The sequence below is a fragment of the Paraburkholderia youngii genome (assembly GCF_013366925.1).
In the GTDB taxonomy this organism is placed as follows: Bacteria; Pseudomonadota; Gammaproteobacteria; order Burkholderiales; family Burkholderiaceae; genus Paraburkholderia; species Paraburkholderia youngii.
In genome coordinates, this window is record NZ_JAALDK010000001.1 from 2,482,338 (window position 1) to 2,497,012 (window position 14,675).

At 59.6% G+C, this 14,675-nt stretch carries 13 protein-coding genes and 1 pseudogene; 8 read left to right on the forward strand and 6 right to left on the reverse strand.

The window, feature by feature from the left end; translation table 11 throughout:
• Positions 1-262: 262 nt before the first annotated feature.
• From ggt to glcC, 3 genes are all read right to left on the reverse strand, one after another.
• Complete coding sequence (gene ggt / locus G5S42_RS11545; RefSeq protein WP_176110483.1) at positions 263-1,996, reverse strand: gamma-glutamyltransferase; 1,734 nt, start codon at positions 1,994-1,996, stop codon at positions 263-265.
• Positions 1,997-2,880: 884 nt separating this feature from the next.
• The gene (locus G5S42_RS11550; protein WP_176106860.1) at positions 2,881-3,441 is read right to left on the reverse strand and encodes a hypothetical protein; all 561 of its coding nucleotides are present in this window, start codon (positions 3,439-3,441) and stop codon (positions 2,881-2,883) included.
• 326 nt (positions 3,442-3,767) lie between these two features.
• On the reverse strand, positions 3,768-4,532 hold the full coding sequence (gene glcC, locus G5S42_RS11560; RefSeq protein WP_176110484.1) for a transcriptional regulator GlcC: 765 nt from the start codon (positions 4,530-4,532) through the stop codon (positions 3,768-3,770).
• Between the two features lie 249 nt (positions 4,533-4,781).
• On the opposite strand from glcC, the gene glcD reads away from it, so the two are divergent.
• The 6 genes from glcD (at position 4,782) to G5S42_RS11590 (ending at position 11,478) form a co-directional block, all read left to right on the forward strand.
• Entirely contained in the window at positions 4,782-6,281 is a 1,500-nt protein-coding gene (gene glcD, locus G5S42_RS11565; protein WP_176106861.1) for a glycolate oxidase subunit GlcD, read from the forward strand.
• Positions 6,281-7,348, forward strand: a complete 1,068-nt coding sequence (glcE, locus tag G5S42_RS11570) for a glycolate oxidase subunit GlcE (protein ID WP_176106862.1) — start codon at positions 6,281-6,283, stop codon at positions 7,346-7,348. The genes glcD and glcE overlap by 1 nt, the downstream gene beginning before the upstream one ends.
• A gap of 35 nt (positions 7,349-7,383) precedes the next feature.
• Entirely contained in the window at positions 7,384-8,649 is a 1,266-nt protein-coding gene (glcF, locus tag G5S42_RS11575; protein WP_176106863.1) for a glycolate oxidase subunit GlcF, read from the forward strand.
• A gap of 575 nt (positions 8,650-9,224) precedes the next feature.
• Complete coding sequence (locus G5S42_RS11580) at positions 9,225-9,797, forward strand: TetR/AcrR family transcriptional regulator (protein WP_176106864.1); 573 nt, start codon at positions 9,225-9,227, stop codon at positions 9,795-9,797.
• 151 nt (positions 9,798-9,948) lie between these two features.
• Positions 9,949-10,830, forward strand: a complete 882-nt coding sequence (locus tag G5S42_RS11585) for an NmrA family NAD(P)-binding protein (protein ID WP_176106865.1) — start codon at positions 9,949-9,951, stop codon at positions 10,828-10,830.
• Positions 10,831-10,968: 138 nt separating this feature from the next.
• On the forward strand, positions 10,969-11,478 hold the full coding sequence (locus G5S42_RS11590; RefSeq protein WP_176106866.1) for a DUF1269 domain-containing protein: 510 nt from the start codon (positions 10,969-10,971) through the stop codon (positions 11,476-11,478).
• Between the two features lie 270 nt (positions 11,479-11,748).
• Here G5S42_RS11590 and G5S42_RS11595 read toward each other — a convergent pair whose 3' ends face one another.
• The 3 genes and pseudogenes from G5S42_RS11595 to G5S42_RS11605 all read right to left on the reverse strand — a co-directional run.
• On the reverse strand, positions 11,749-12,036 hold the full coding sequence (locus G5S42_RS11595) for a GYD domain-containing protein (protein ID WP_176106867.1): 288 nt from the start codon (positions 12,034-12,036) through the stop codon (positions 11,749-11,751).
• Between the two features lie 157 nt (positions 12,037-12,193).
• Positions 12,194-12,520: a hypothetical protein gene (locus tag G5S42_RS11600; RefSeq protein ID WP_176110485.1), complete on the reverse strand. Its 327-nt coding sequence runs from the start codon at positions 12,518-12,520 to the stop codon at positions 12,194-12,196.
• A 698-nt stretch (positions 12,521-13,218) separates the two neighbouring features.
• Positions 13,219-13,530 (reverse strand): annotated as a pseudogene (locus G5S42_RS11605) (LysR substrate-binding domain-containing protein); the annotation flags it as partial.
• Between the two features lie 496 nt (positions 13,531-14,026).
• Here G5S42_RS11605 and G5S42_RS45140 point away from each other — a divergent pair.
• Both G5S42_RS45140 and G5S42_RS11610 read left to right on the forward strand, forming a co-directional pair.
• Positions 14,027-14,245 (forward strand): SDR family NAD(P)-dependent oxidoreductase, encoded by a 219-nt coding sequence (locus G5S42_RS45140; protein ID WP_217709884.1) that lies wholly within the window; start codon positions 14,027-14,029, stop codon positions 14,243-14,245.
• Complete coding sequence (locus G5S42_RS11610; protein WP_217709885.1) at positions 14,235-14,672, forward strand: SDR family NAD(P)-dependent oxidoreductase; 438 nt, start codon at positions 14,235-14,237, stop codon at positions 14,670-14,672. Before G5S42_RS45140 ends, G5S42_RS11610 begins: the two co-directional genes overlap by 11 nt.
• The last annotated feature ends 3 nt before the right edge of the window (positions 14,673-14,675 follow it).

The following is a 14,675-nucleotide window of genomic DNA, read 5'->3' on the forward strand; positions in this document are numbered from 1 at the left end:
CTGCGCAAGATCAAGCAACGGTTGATGGATGGCAGATTCAGAGGGCTGGCAGTCGTCTTACACGGTGCTTTGGCCGTCAGCCCTCGGAGATCGGCAAGGCAGTGGCGTTTCTCGCCTCCGGCGATGCCAGCTTTGTGAATGGCGCCGAGCTCTTTGACTGAGGGACGGCGCAGGTTTGAGCACTCGTCGCGACGCTTTGCGAAGTATCGCCGCCAGCCGGCGACACAACCCGCATGTCGCCGGCAACAAACGAGAAAACAGACTAGTGAATCACCCGCGTCACGCCGCGGCCGCGCGGATCGGCGGCAGCTTCCGGCGTATCGCCGTTGACCTTGATCGCCTGGATGTCGCCGCTGAAATCCTGGCCCTTCAGCACGTAACCCTTGGCTTCGATCTGCTTCGCGAGTTCGCCGTCGATGGGCTTGTACGGCTCCCAGAAGATCGTGTTCGGCGGCAGCAACTGGTGATGGAAGCGCATCGCAGCCACCGCTTCAGGCAACGGCATGTTGAAATCGTAGATGTTGTTGGTCACCTGGAAGATCGACGTGAAGATGCGCGAGCCGCCCGGCGTGCCGATCACGAGCGACACCTTGCCGCCCTTCGTCAGGATCGTCGGGCTCATCGACGACAGCGGACGCTTCTTCGGTTCGATCGAGTTCGCATCGCTGCCCACCACGCCGAACATGTTCGCGACACCCGGCTTCGCGGAGAAGTCATCCATTTCGTCGTTCAGGACAATGCCCGTGCCTTCCGCCACGACGCCCGAGCCAAAATAGCCGTTGATCGTGTATGTGTTCGACACCGCGTTGCCCCACTTGTCGATCACCGAGAAATGCGTCGTCTCAGCCTTCTCCGGCATTGTCGTTCCGAGGCCCGGCTGCACGCTCTTCGTATCAGACGGCGTAGTCGGGTTGACTTCAGCAGCGCGTTTGGCGATGTATGCCTCATCGGTCAGTTGCGCGACCGGCACCTTGTAGAAATCGGGATCGCCCAGATATTGCGCGCGATCGGCAAACACGCGCTTTTCGATTTCCGCGATCAGGTGCACGTACTGCGCCGAATTGAGCGTCACGTCCTTGAAGTCAGGTGCGATGTCAGCCTTCATCTTCAGCAGCTGCACGAGGCCGATGCCACCCGAACTCGGCGGCGGTGCAGTGATCACGCGATAGCCATTCCAGTCGGCCTGAATCGGCTGACGCCATACCGCCCTGTAGTCCTGCAGGTCGCGCTTCGTGATGAGACCGTGGCCACGCATCGATGCCGCGATCAGATCGGCGGTCTTGCCGTTGTAGAAGTCTTTAGCGCCCTGGTCGGCAATGCGTGTCAGCACGGCGGCGAGATCGGGCTGCTTGAAGTTGACGCCCTGCTTGAGGTTGCCGAAATACGTATCGAAGTTCGTCTTGCCCTCGAATTCTTTCGAGGCTTCTTCGCGACGCTTGTCCAGCTGCTCGTCGACTTCGAAACCGTCGTGGGCATACTTGATGGCAGGCGCCAGTACCTGCTTCCATTTCAACTTGCCGAAGCGGTGTTGTGCCTCCCACATGCCGGCGACCGTGCCCGGCACGCCGACGGCATAGTAGCCGTACAGGCTCTTGCCCTTGATGACATTGCCCTGCTCGTCGAGATACATGTTCTTCGTGGCAGCGAGCGGTGCGCGCTCACGATAGTCGATGAAATACGGCTTGCCATCGACGTACAGCGTCATAAAGCCGCCGCCGCCGATGTTGCCCGCTTCCGGATACGTCACGGCAAGCGTGAAGGCAATCGCGACCGCGGCATCGACCGCGTTGCCGCCTTCCTTGAAGATCTTCTCTGCAGCATCGGCGCTGTATTTGTCGGCCACGGCGATCGCCGACGCGGTGAGTACGGCCGGCTGCTGTTTCTCAGGAATTTTCGCATAGGCCGGTGCGGATTCGAGAAAGCCGGTCGAAACGGCTGCGAGTGTGACCAGTGCGAAGCCGCTCGCGGACGATTGCGCCCTGTTTAAAAGCTTCATTGAATGTCCCCCATGATTGTTGCTCCCTTTGCGACAGAAAAGTCTCGCCCTCGGCTTATAACATGCCACTGACCGGTTTGCGAATGCCGCTGCATCCCCTTGACGCTCGTGCCAGCCGGGTTGACGATTTGTGGAGCGATTTACGCGAAGCGGGTGGGACAGCGCGACTGGCTGCCGGGATTCGAACATGGGCTCCGTGAACTGCTGGATGACCGACAGCGCGTCCGCCCGCTTCAGCCGTAGACCGCATTAAGAATGTCAACTCACGAGATATCGTCCCCGTCCCGTTCGAGCCTTGGCTGACAAGGGATTCGCGGGTGCGTATGAAAGGTGTCGCTTATGTCCAGAGACGAGCGAGCGGCCGAACACGCTTTCAATGGAGATGGCGGGATCGCAGCGTTGAAGGACGGCTGTCGTAAAGGGTTGACCCTTTACGGGAGCTGCCGGTCGACGACAGGCGATAGCCACTCGATGTTGCAAGATCATCGTCGGACCGCGTCCGGGCCACAAGCGGTCGCTCATCGATGCGGTCATCTTGCCATTCGAACGTCGCTTGCGACATCGGGAACAGCCCTTGAGATCGACCGGCATGCGCAACGGAGAATCAGATGTCTGTCTGAGCCTTCGGTGAAAGCGTCCGATAGTCATTCTTTGAGCATGGCGGCCGCGGCTCCGAGACTGTTCGCGCCTTCGCGGCAGGCGCGCGGTTAATACGGCTTACCTTGGATCCGAAACGCGTCGTAGCGCCGCGATGTGAATGCCCTGCTGCGACCAAATTCAGCGCGCAACAGAGCAATGATGAGCGCGACACGTTGAGACTGTTGTCGGCGAAATGGCACGGCAAAGTACTGCGCCGAAGCGCGTGGAGCAGGCAAGCGGGGCGCTCAGTAATGAATTGTCAGCGGCTCGGGATAGTGTTGCGTGAGCGAATAGGAGCTTTCGGGAGCCCAGGCTTCCAACGTCTCCTGACCGGGCGCGCATCGGCCGCTCACCAGGAAAGACATAAAGGTCGTCTGGACTGAGTAAGTGTCGCCCGCAATATATACGGTCGCATCGACTCCTTGTCTGACGATTTGGGATGGCCGTACTTGCGAGGTCGCGGCAGCGTTCGGAGTGATCAGCGGGCTGCCACTGCAGTCTGGCGTCGGATATGCAGAGAAGTCGCCCGCCCATTGATATTGCGACGCCGAATGCTGACTACCGCTATTGATGCTTACCCGTTGAATCGGAGCAAAAATCACCGCGCCGTTCACGAGAAGAATAGTGCCAAGCGGTACATAGCTAACCAGCGGCCCCACCATCTTGCCTTGGCTGTCAAAGACCTTCAGAGTGCGTTGTCCACCCCGTTCGCCGCTTTCCCTACCGCCTGACCCGCTTCCGTCGAAGCCGTAAGCCAAAGTCGTCATACTTAGGGCGAGGAGAGCAACCACCAGCACATTGCGCACTTGAACCTCCATTGTCAGTGATGCGGCTAGGGTCGGGCTTTACCTTTGGCGGCCGCAACTCCCGGCACAGCACCCGGATCGCGTGCTTCCGATGGTAACCCGTCAACTCAACGAATTCGTCCAGTATCTGGCGTTTCTCATTCCGGTCAGAACGGCGATACCGCTCGCCGACTGCTTCAGTCAATTCCTGTCGTGTTGTCATGCTGAGTCGCCTTGTCATAAGTCGCTCCCGCCTGCATTCTGACGGGTAGCAAATTACATGAGGCAACGACCCTCACCTGGTAACAAAAAACCTGAGTCAATGCGCAAACACCGCCACCGATTTACTACCAACCCTCCAGGCGTAACGTTGCCCGCACGAGCCGCTGCTCCTCCTGTTCGATTTCCCGCAGATTTGCGCATACGCTCGCGATGTGATCTGACGCTGCCTTGCGCGCCTGTTCGGGCAGTTGGCCGGTGACAGCGTTATAAAGCCTTGCATGCTGGCGATCGATGACACGCTTTTGCGGCTCGCGATGATAGAGATTGTTCACCGATGCGAACACCGAGCTGAGCAGCAGCTCAGTCAGCGAACTCAACGTATGCACCAGCACGGGGTTATGGGATGCCTCGCAGATCGCAAGGTGAAATGCGTGGTCGAGCCGCGCATGGGTCGACGCGCTGGTCTCCTTACCGTGGGCCTCCAGCATCTCTTCATAGCGGCGCGTAATCAATACGAAGTCGGCGGGAGTGCCACGCAGCGCCGCAAGACGAGCGGATTCCGCTTCCAGCATCTGGCGAACCTCAAACAGATCGTAAAGCGTGCGCGGTTGCGAGCCGAGCAGATGCATCAGTGGCGTCAGCGCCGGCTGCACACTCAAGTTCGCAACGAAAGAGCCCCTCCCATGCGATGTTTCGATGATGCCGCGAGCTCGTAACAGTTTGAGCCCCTCGCGCAGCGCCGTTCGCGAAACGCCGAGCTTGTCGGTGAGGCGTCGCTCCGACGGCAACGCCTGCCCGGCTTTCAGGACGCCGTCTACGATAAGTCGCTCAATCCGCTCGGCGACCACGTCGGCAACCTGCCTAGCGTTCTCCGTAATCTCTGCCTGCATCGCCGGTATTCCACTGGTATGACCACATACCAATGCTATCACGGATACTATCGGTATAAGCGACGACTCCTTTACTAATCGCCACTCTGGCTCAGTCAGCGGAAATTCGTGCCGATAAAAACTGGTAAGACCACCAGATAATGCCATCGACAGCCGCGTGCACACCCGCAACAATGCCATACAGAGAGCCTGCACGCCGCTGACATTGCCCCGCGATCGCACGTCAGGCACAAGGCTAGGAGACCCCCCTTGAGCTACCACTACGACGAGAAAATCGACGGCCCAATTGCGACACACGACAAAGCCACGGTCATCGCGCAGTTGCGGGCGTTGATCCCCGACCTGCAATTGCTCCACGAGCAGGAAGATCTGCGGCCTTTTGAATGTGACGGCCTTGCCGCCTATCGCGCAACGCCGATGCTGGTTGCGCTGCCGCACACGGTCGACCAGGTCGAGACCTTGCTGAAATTCGCCAACGCCCAGCAAATTCCGGTGGTGGCACGCGGCGCCGGAACAGGTCTGTCAGGGGGCGCGCTGCCGCTCGAGAAAGGCATCCTTCTGGTGATGGCGCGTTTCAATCGGATTGTCGAAATCGATCCCGAAGCTTGCACCGCGCGCGTACAACCGGGCGTGCGCAACCTCGCTATCTCGCAGGCCGCAGCGCCTCACGGCCTCTACTACGCGCCGGACCCGTCATCACAGATCGCATGCTCGATTGGCGGCAACGTCGCAGAGAATGCAGGTGGCGTGCATTGCCTGAAATATGGGCTCACCGTCAACAACATTCTCAAGCTCGAGATCCTCACTATCGACGGCGAACGCATCACGCTCGGCTCGGACGCTCTCGACGCACCGGGGTTTGACTACCTCGCGCTCTTCACTGGCTCCGAAGGCATGCTCGGCATCGTCACAGAAGTCACGGTGAAGCTGTTACCGAAGCCGCAAAGCGCAAAAGTGCTTCTCGCCAGCTTTGACGACGTCGAAAAAGCTGGAGCAGCAGTGGCCCAGATTATCGGCGCGGGTGTCATTCCGGGAGGCCTCGAAATGATGGACAACCTCGCGATCCGCGCGGCCGAGGATTTCATCCATGCCGGTTATCCGGTTGACGCGGCAGCGATCCTATTGTGCGAAGTGGACGGAGTCGATAGCGACGTGCAGGAAGACCTCGCGTGTGTGGAAGCTCTCCTACGTGCGGCGGGCGCTACTGACATCCGGGCCGCGAAGGACGAAGCCGAACGGCAGCGGTTCTGGGCTGGTCGCAAGAATGCATTCCCTGCTGTGGGCCGTATCTCCCCCGACTACTACTGCATGGACGGGACGATTCCGCGCCGCGAATTGCCGCGCGTACTGAAGGGCATCGAAGCGTTGTCGAACGAATATGGGCTGCAAGTAGCGAACGTCTTCCATGCGGGTGACGGCAATATGCATCCTCTGATTTTGTTCGACGCGAACGCACCTGGCGAAACCGAACGTGCCGAAGTGCTCGGCGCGCGCATTCTCGAGCTGTGCGTTGCAGTGGGCGGCAGCATCACCGGGGAACACGGCGTCGGCCGTGAAAAGATCAACCAGATGTGCGCGCAGTTCAATAGCGACGAACTGACCTTCTTCCATTCGCTGAAAGCCGCGTTCGACCCCTCAGGCCTGCTCAACCCCGGCAAGAACATTCCCACCCTGCACCGGTGTGCCGAGTTCGGTTCGATGCACGTCCACCACGGCGTACTGCCCTTTCCCGAACTGGAGCGTTTCTGATGCACACAGAACCCGTCTCTATGGACGACAGCGAACGTCTCGTCGCCGAAGTCGGACAAGCGCTCGCCCGTGGCACTCCGCTCGGGATTCGCGGCGGCAATAGCAAGGGCTTCCTCGGCCGTCCCGTACGCGGCACGCCGATCGACACACGCTCGCATCGCGGTGTAGTGAGCTACGATCCCACTGAGCTAGTAATTACGGCACGCGCTGGCACGCCGCTCATAGAACTTAACGCGACACTCGACGCGGCTGGCCAGATGTTGCCGTGCGAGCCGCCCGGCTTCAATAGCGCCGCCACAGTCGGCGGCATGATGGCCGCCGGCATCTCTGGTCCGCGCAGGCCGTGGGCCGGTTCGGTGCGGGACTTCGTGCTCGGATGCCGGTTTATCACAGGCCGCGCGAAGCATCTACGCTTTGGCGGCGAAGTGATGAAGAACGTGGCTGGTTACGACGTGTCCCGCTTGCTTGCGGGTAGTCTCGGTTGCCTCGGTCTCGTCACAGAAGTGTCACTCAAGGTGTTGCCGAAACCACGTGCAAGCGCGAGCCTCATGCTCGAACTCAACGCGGACGAAGCACTACGCGAACTATCGGCTTGGCGCCGTGCCGTGCTTCCGATCAGCGCTGCGTGTCACGTTGACGGCCGTCTGCATGTGCGACTCGAAGGAGGCGTAGGCTCTGTGGCGTCGGCGGTGGATCGCATAGGCGGCAGCGAACTGAGTCCGGAATACTGGAACGACCTGCGCGAACATCGTCTGGCTTTCTTTGCGGACCCGCGTCCGCTTTGGCGGCTGTCGTTGCCGAACGCCACGCCGTTGTTCGACCTGCCAGGTGACGCTTTGCTCGACTGGGGCGGCGCACAGCGCTGGTTGAAAAGCGAAGCGCCGGCCGAGATTATTCGGCAGATCGCACGCGCGGCGGGCGGCCATGCCGTCAGCTTCAGCCCCTGGGTCCACGCTGAGCCCTTCACTCCGCTCTCGCCCGCTTTACTGCGCTTTCATCAGCAATTGAAGCAGCGACTCGATCCGTGCGGCCTATTCAATCCCGGTCGCATGTACGCCGGGCTTTGAAAACGTCTAGTCGCTCTACCAAAGGGATTTTCAGCATGCAAACGAATCTCAGCGATGCGGCCAAGACTCTGTCGCGCGCGGACGAAGCCGAACAGATCCTGCGCTCGTGCGTGCACTGCGGCTTCTGCAACGCGACCTGTCCTACTTATCAACTGCTCGGCAATGAACTGGACGGACCACGCGGTCGCATCTATCTGATCAAACAAATGCTCGAAGGGGAGCCAGTCACACGCAAAACGCAGCTGCACCTTGACCGCTGCCTCACCTGCCGCAATTGTGAAACTACGTGCCCCTCCGGAGTCACCTATCACGCGCTGCTAGACATCGGCCGCGCTGAACTGGAACGGCGTGTCCGACGACCAGCCACCGAACGCCTGCTGCGCGAAGGGCTGCGTCGGACGATTCCTCATCCCATGGTCTTCGAAGCGCTGCTAAAAGCCGGTCGAGTGCTTCGGCCGTTCCTACCGGCGCCGCTGAGACGCAAAGTCCCTAAGCGCGTCGTCCGCCCACTGTCCCGGCCTACACCACGGCATCAACGGACCGTGCTGATTCTGGAAGGCTGCGTCCAACCCACTCTATCGCCGAACACCAACGCGGCTGCCGCACGCGTGCTGGACCGGCTCGGCATCAGCATCACCAATGCCAATCAGGTCGGCTGCTGCGGAGCGAGCGATTATCATTTGAATGCTCAAGACGCTGGTCTCGCGCGTGCACGACGCAATATCGATGCGTGGTGGCCCGCCGTCCAGGCCGGCGCCGAAGCGATCGTGCAAACAGCGAGCGGCTGCGGTGCGTTCGTCAAGGAGTATGGACACCTGCTGCGCGAAGACCCGTCCTATGCAGCGAAAGCACAGCGGGTGAGCGAACTGGCACTGGACCTGGTCGAGGTGTTGGCTCGAGAGCCGATCGAGCGCTTGCAGACGGATCTTCCGGAGGACACGCAAGCTTCGTTGAGGGATGAACGTCCAAAGCCAGTACCGCGAAGAATCGCGTTTCACTGTCCCTGCACGTTGCAGCATGCGCAGAAACTGGGCGGAGCCGTCGAATCGATCCTGCAACGGTTAGGATTTGATCTCACCTCTGTGCCTGACGCACATCTGTGCTGCGGCTCGGCGGGCACCTATTCCATTACGCAGCCTGACTTGGCGGAAAGGTTGCGCAACAACCGACTGGATGCGCTGGAGGGCGGTAAGCCGGAGTTGATTGTCACGGCCAACATCGGATGCCAAGTGCATCTGGACGGAGCGGGCCGCACACCAGTGCGTCATTGGATTGAGCTGATAGATGCGTCCTTGCCTTGAAGTCCTCTCGGTTGCGCAACTCTGCGACAATGAAGTGTCCGTTTCGGGGGATGTCGCGGAAACGGACGCTTCGTCCTCTGCGTCAGAAGAAAGGTCTTCGGGAAAGCTGAGCACCTGGACGTTGGATTCAGTCCAGTTTTTCGCCTCGCCACGTAAAGTTGGGCAGATGCGTACGGGACGAGACTTTCCTCCATCGCGTGAGTCGCGCGGTTCCAGTTATCAGACTGCATTCTGGGTGGTCGCCCGCCGGCCGAGTCGTGCACTTGTAGTGCCGAATCGTTGAATCCCAAACGTGTCGACCTTGCTGGAGCCGCATCGCATCGGCGCCCTCTGCCGGAGGCGCTAGACGAAGTTGCCCGGAAAATGCCTCTTACGACCGTGGCTACGCGCCGATGAATTTCAGGCGTCGTCAGCTGACCGGTTTCGATGCGTGGACCATGCGACCGATGCGTGGACCATGCGACCTATTCAATCAGGCCCCATTCGACTGCTGAAACTCAATGTTGCTGAAAACGTGTTGATCATGATTTAGATGATAACTATCATCTAAACAACACGTAACGGAGTGCCCCGTCATGAGGAGATCGAAACTTGAAACTGCTGAGACCCGCCGTCGAATCGTCGATGTTGCGGCTCGCGCGTTCAGGGCGAACGGCATCCAGACGACAGGTTTGGCGGATCTGATGGCTGACGCGGGACTCTCGCACGGTGGTTTTTATCGGCATTTCGAGTCCAAAGACCATTTAATCGCACAAGCGTGCGAAGCCGCGCTAACCGAGATCATCGGCAAGCTCGAAGCGGCCGCGGGCGAGCGCACCGGCGCTAAAGCTTTCAAGGCCATCGTCGAGGCTTACGTGTCGACGTCCCACCGCGACGCACCGGCAGACGGTTGCCCGCTCGCGGGCATGGGCAGCGAGCTCGCGCGCGCCGACGGACAAACGCGGGCAGTTGCCGCGCGCGGGTTCGACGGTCTCGTCGACAGTCTGGCAAGTCGGTCCGGGCGTCGGCACCATGCAGCAGCAAGGTCCGAAGCGATCTTCGCTCTCTCGGCGATGATCGGCGCTCTCACCATGGCGCGTATCGTTGAAGACCCTGACGAGTCCGCGGCAATTCTTCAGACGGTCCAAGAACGCCTCATCAAGATGTAGGTGGTGTGCAAGCCTGAAACTGAGTGCATTGCGCGCGCATCTAGATGTGCATATGCACTTTATGGTTTCGAAACGATTTTTCGATGGCGGCGAGATCTGGTAGCCCCGCACTCGCGACGAGTGCTCACATCGTTAGACTGGAGAGTTCATCATGCAGCAACGTAAATATCTGATCACTGGCGCCACAGGCAAGACAGGCGTCCACACCATTCGTCATCTGTTGAACGACGGGCATGCTGTCCGAGCCTTAGTACACCAGGAAGACGAACGCAGTGCAGCGCTTCGTGCCCAGGGCGCCGAAGTCGTCGTCGGCGATCTGCTCGAGCATGACGATGTGCTCCGCGCAATGGACGGCGTGACTGGCGCATACCTGTGCTATCCGGTGCGGCCGGGCTTCATCGAGGCGACAGCGTATTTCGCGGACGCGGCACGGCGTGCGGGGGTGGAAGTCCTCGCAGAAATGTCGCAAATCTCCGCGCGGGAAGACTCGAAGAGTCACGCGGCGCGCAATCATTGGATCGCAGAACGGGTTCTCGACTGGTCGGGCGTGCCAACGGTTCACATCCGACCAACGTTCTTCTCGGAATGGCTGATCTTCCCATGGGTGCTCGATACCATCGTCAACGAAGGGAGAATTACCCTTCCTTACGGAAACGGACGCCATGCACCGATTGCCGCGGAAGACCAGGCGCGTTTCATCGCTACCGTACTGACAAATCCTTCCGGCCATATTGGCAATACCTACGAACTGTGCGGTCCGATCGAACTCGACCATCAGGGCATCGCGGATGAAATCGGCAAGGTTCTCGACCGGGAAATTGTTTATAACCCAGCGACGCTCGACGAATATCGCGAACACCTGCAAAAGTACGGTCTTCCGGAGTTTATGATCCAGCACTTCATTGAGGTTGCCATCGACTACCAGAACGGTGTCTTCGCGGGCAAAGACGGCATCATCGAGCAAGTCACCGGACAGGCGCCGCAAACCGTTGAAGAGTTTGTCCGCGCCAACCGGCAGCTTTTCGAAGGCTGATGGGCGGCGGCCGGCTTGCTTCCGATGCTTTGTCACCGCTTCATATCGGCAAGTCACCTACGCCCCTGATTGCCTGCGGCAGGGTACGATAAACAGCATCGACCCGTTGGGGGACTCCTTGATTGATGGAGAGCCGACATGAGACGTCTTTATTTCCTCGTACCTGACACGACGACGGCGAAGGCGATCGTAGACGACTTGCTGCGGGCGCGGATCACATGGCGACATATCCATGTTCTCGCGAATCACAGTGTCGCACTCGAACAGTTACCCGAGGCATCCTTGCTGCAAAGCAGCGACGTCGTGCACTCGCTCGAACGCGGCGTGGCGCTCGGCGGTGCGACCGGCGCGCTGCGCGGTCTCGTGGCGCTGGTCTATCCTCCCGCGGAGCTCGCAATTGCGGGCGGAGCCGTCGTCGCTTTGACGTTGGCAGGTGCCGGCTTCGGGGCCTGGACGGCCACGATGATCGGCGTCGACGACCCGAATACACGACTCGAGCGCTTTCGTGGCGCCATACGCGACGGCCAGCTCCTGATCATGGCCGACGTGCCTGGATCGCGCGAACAGGAGATCGAGCAGATGGTCGCGCAGCATTTTCCGAAAGCCGATCTCGAAGGCGCGGAGCCCACGACACCGATCTTCCCCTGAGAAGCAGTCGAGACGAGCGGGGGCGGCAGGGTGTTGGTCTTCGCGTTCGCATGGCTATGGGGGTCTCGGCAGGTGCCTGGCTGCGCGAACAGAAACATGCGGTACTGACCGCATCCTGGGTCGAGTGCGCGCGAACTACAGGTATGGCCAACATCAGGAAACCCTATGGTAGCTGCGGTCGCTCATCGCACTCGGCACCGAACTTCAGCCAAATCAGTTCGCGCCGACCTGGCGCATTTCGTCGCCTCGAGCCCGATCCGTCGATCGGCGCTACAGGGCCGCGATGAACTCGTTCCACGGCGTCGCCTGTAGGGTCTCGGTAGCGGCGTGTCCATAGCCGCGGATAATTAAAACCGCCAGCTCGAGCTGCTTCAGATCGTTCGACTCGACAACGTCCAGGACGTCGAAGCGCCCGAGCGTCAGATAGCTGTCCTTCCAGGTCACGGCAGGGCATTCGGTCCTGATCTTTTCGGCCACTGTGGCGGCGAGCTGCTTCAGTTCACTGGGATCCGTGAATGCGTCAGGAGCGAGACGGCTCAGGATGACGTAGGTAGCCATGGCATACCTCCGAGCAAAGAATTGGCCCGCTATCGGGCACGACAGTCCGAAGGAAACAAGCGGCCGCGCGTCAAGCAGAAGCGTTGCGGTGCGTCTTGAAGCGCAGGTGTAGAAGTGCGACCAGCCCCGGCGGGTTGGACCGGGGCTCCCTGCCAGGTCAGTGCAGTTGTCGCTTCAGGTCGGAAAGTTCAGAATGCATTGAACTGACGGTATCCACGATTCCGTCGGCCAGACCACTGGCCTGTTGGCAAGCGCGTTCCGCACGATCACCGATCCGTTCGAGATCATCCACGCACTGCCGGATGCGATCCTCATCTTTGGACGACATGATCTTCTTCGCCGATTTGCATTCCTTTTCGAGCTCATCCATCCAGTTCATCAAGTGCTTAGGAATCGTCGCGTCGGCGTGCAAGGTACGTGATGCCTCGCTGACGGTTTGCTGAAGATGAGTAAAACGCTTTTGGATTTCACTAGCTTGCAACATGATGCCCCCTTTCTTGAACATCAGATCCAGAGGAATTCAGGCAGCAGATGACGGTGTGTTGCCCGTGCCATCGCCATTCGCCTGATGCAGTCGGCGGCCAGCGATGTTGCATTGCGTCACGGCGGCACCTGGGCACGCGAAAGACGCATTTCCAGTGTAGGTCACAACAGGTCGCCTGCAGCGGTCCGCACAGTGCCCGACGAAATCAGCGTAACAGCCGACGAGCAGCGCACCGACGTGACATAGGCGCTTGCTGTGTGAAGATCCACTAGGGCTGACACAGGTTTCGACGAAACGAGTGCTGCGGTTCGCGACTGCGACTGAGGTGCCGCTTCGACATCAGCGCATGAAGGGCGCCGTCACGTGAACGGAAAATTCAGCTGCAAACCGTGCCGCGTTCGCGCCCCAAAGCCTCGCTAGTCACGGTACCCTGATTCGATCGCGGAAGGCATGGCCAGCATTTACAAAGGAATCCTCTTCATTCGGGCAACCTGTAGGGCATCCGACACGCATCGGCGTGCGTGTCTTTGCTGCTACCAAGATAATCTGAGCCGGTCAATGTCAATTATCGCCATTGATGTATGAGTTTTGCCAACCCTTCACGGCCGTTGGGGCCGCAGCGGTTGAACAGTCGCACTGGCACCAGGCAACGGAGGTTCGCGACCGCATAGAGGGAAATAACCTGTCATCCGCGCGGGCTACCGCTTTAATCGTTCCTGCAGGAACTCAATGAAGCGCTGCGTTTTCGCGGGCAGCAACCGGGTTTCGGTGATGGCATAGACGGGCGTCGGCGTGCCGTGCCATGCCCGCATGATGGCGGCGCAGCCTCCCGCTGGCCAGTTCATCCGAGACGATTTCCTCTGGCATCAGGATGATGCCATGTCGAGCGTCGACAGCCTGCGGATCATGCCAACCCTGTTGAGCGCGAACCTGCCACCCACAGGTACAGTGGCGGTTCGCTTCCCGTCGTGCAACGTCCATGACCCGGCCTTCAGAATACTCAGGCACTCACCCATTCCCGCCGGCCGAGTGGCCGAACATCCAACGGCAGCCAACAAGGAGGTCCGGCCATCTGCGCCGGCTTCCAGTTGGCCTTGCTCGTCGCGTCACGATGCGCGGCCTTGCTCGACGAAACTGCTCCATATCATGGAAACCTTGCCTCTTTGCTCGGAGAGTTTCGCTCGCGCACGACCGAGTGGCTGATGCCGCGTGCATTGCGAACGGTCAAAGTCATACAAAACAAAGGCTTACAAGACGATTTGTGGTAGCACTCCGCTTCTGAAAGTCGCGCGCCACGGGAGAGCAGATTTATCGGGGTTTATACCCGAGTCCACAATACGGAATTCTTTGTTTTCGACGCCGTTGAAAACAAATGTGGCGGCTCTATAGTGGAACTCACGTAAGAACGTGACCGACCAAGCCGACACACCGTTACATTCCCGGCCCCAATCTCAAGGTTGCGGTCAGAAATTGCCCAATCAAACTCCCTTGTAATGAGGATTCCAAATGAGTACCCAGGATCAAAACGTGGTTCTGATCACCGGCGCCGGAATCGGGATCGGACGAGCCACCGCGAAGGCATTCGGTGCGTTGAACTACAGGGTGATCGTCACCGACGTTCTACAGGCAGAAGGAGAAGCGGTAACGGCGGAGATTCGGTTAGCCGGGGGACGGGCTGAATTCCATCCGCTTAAACGAGAAGTGGGATCTCACGATGGATATTGACCTGAAAGGCGTCTTCCGCATCATTCGTGCAGCGCTGCCGGGCATGAAGCAGAAGAAATCAGGGAGCATCGTTGCTGTGTCGTCCATCATGGGCATCGCCTACGGATGGGATGAACATGCACACTACTCGGCGGCAAAAGCGGGTGTAGTCGGTCTGGTGCGTGGCCTTGCCTTCGAACTAGGACGTCACGGGATCCGCGTCAACGGCCTCGCGCCCGGGTTTATTCGTACCGCGCAGGCGCTGTCTGAGCAGCACTCGAAAGGAGAATCGGGCCTCAATGCTGTGTCGGCATCAGTTCCGCTCGGCCGTGTCGGTGAGCCGGAAGACATGGCGGATGTCATTACGTTCATGGTTTCGGACAAAGCCCGGTATCTCACCGGACAGACGATTATGGTCGATGGCGGCTTGGCCATCCAAAGCCATTAATCA

What these genes read in the sequence shown, in the direction of transcription:
- ggt (WP_176110483.1), bottom strand. Translation starts at nt 1,996, where the DNA reads ATGAAGCTTTTAAACAGGGCGCAATCGTCCGCGAGCGGCTTCGCACTG.
- glcC (WP_176110484.1), bottom strand. Translation starts at nt 4,532, where the DNA reads ATGCAGGCAGAGATTACGGAGAACGCTAGGCAGGTTGCCGACGTGGTC.
- glcE (WP_176106862.1), top strand. Translation starts at nt 6,281, where the DNA reads ATGCACACAGAACCCGTCTCTATGGACGACAGCGAACGTCTCGTCGCC.
- glcF (WP_176106863.1), top strand. Translation starts at nt 7,384, where the DNA reads ATGCAAACGAATCTCAGCGATGCGGCCAAGACTCTGTCGCGCGCGGAC.
- G5S42_RS11580 (WP_176106864.1), top strand. Translation starts at nt 9,225, where the DNA reads ATGAGGAGATCGAAACTTGAAACTGCTGAGACCCGCCGTCGAATCGTC.
- G5S42_RS11585 (WP_176106865.1), top strand. Translation starts at nt 9,949, where the DNA reads ATGCAGCAACGTAAATATCTGATCACTGGCGCCACAGGCAAGACAGGC.
- G5S42_RS11590 (WP_176106866.1), top strand. Translation starts at nt 10,969, where the DNA reads ATGAGACGTCTTTATTTCCTCGTACCTGACACGACGACGGCGAAGGCG.
- G5S42_RS11595 (WP_176106867.1), bottom strand. Translation starts at nt 12,036, where the DNA reads ATGGCTACCTACGTCATCCTGAGCCGTCTCGCTCCTGACGCATTCACG.
- G5S42_RS11600 (WP_176110485.1), bottom strand. Translation starts at nt 12,520, where the DNA reads ATGTTGCAAGCTAGTGAAATCCAAAAGCGTTTTACTCATCTTCAGCAA.
- G5S42_RS45140 (WP_217709884.1), top strand. Translation starts at nt 14,027, where the DNA reads ATGAGTACCCAGGATCAAAACGTGGTTCTGATCACCGGCGCCGGAATC.
- G5S42_RS11610 (WP_217709885.1), top strand. Translation starts at nt 14,235, where the DNA reads ATGGATATTGACCTGAAAGGCGTCTTCCGCATCATTCGTGCAGCGCTG.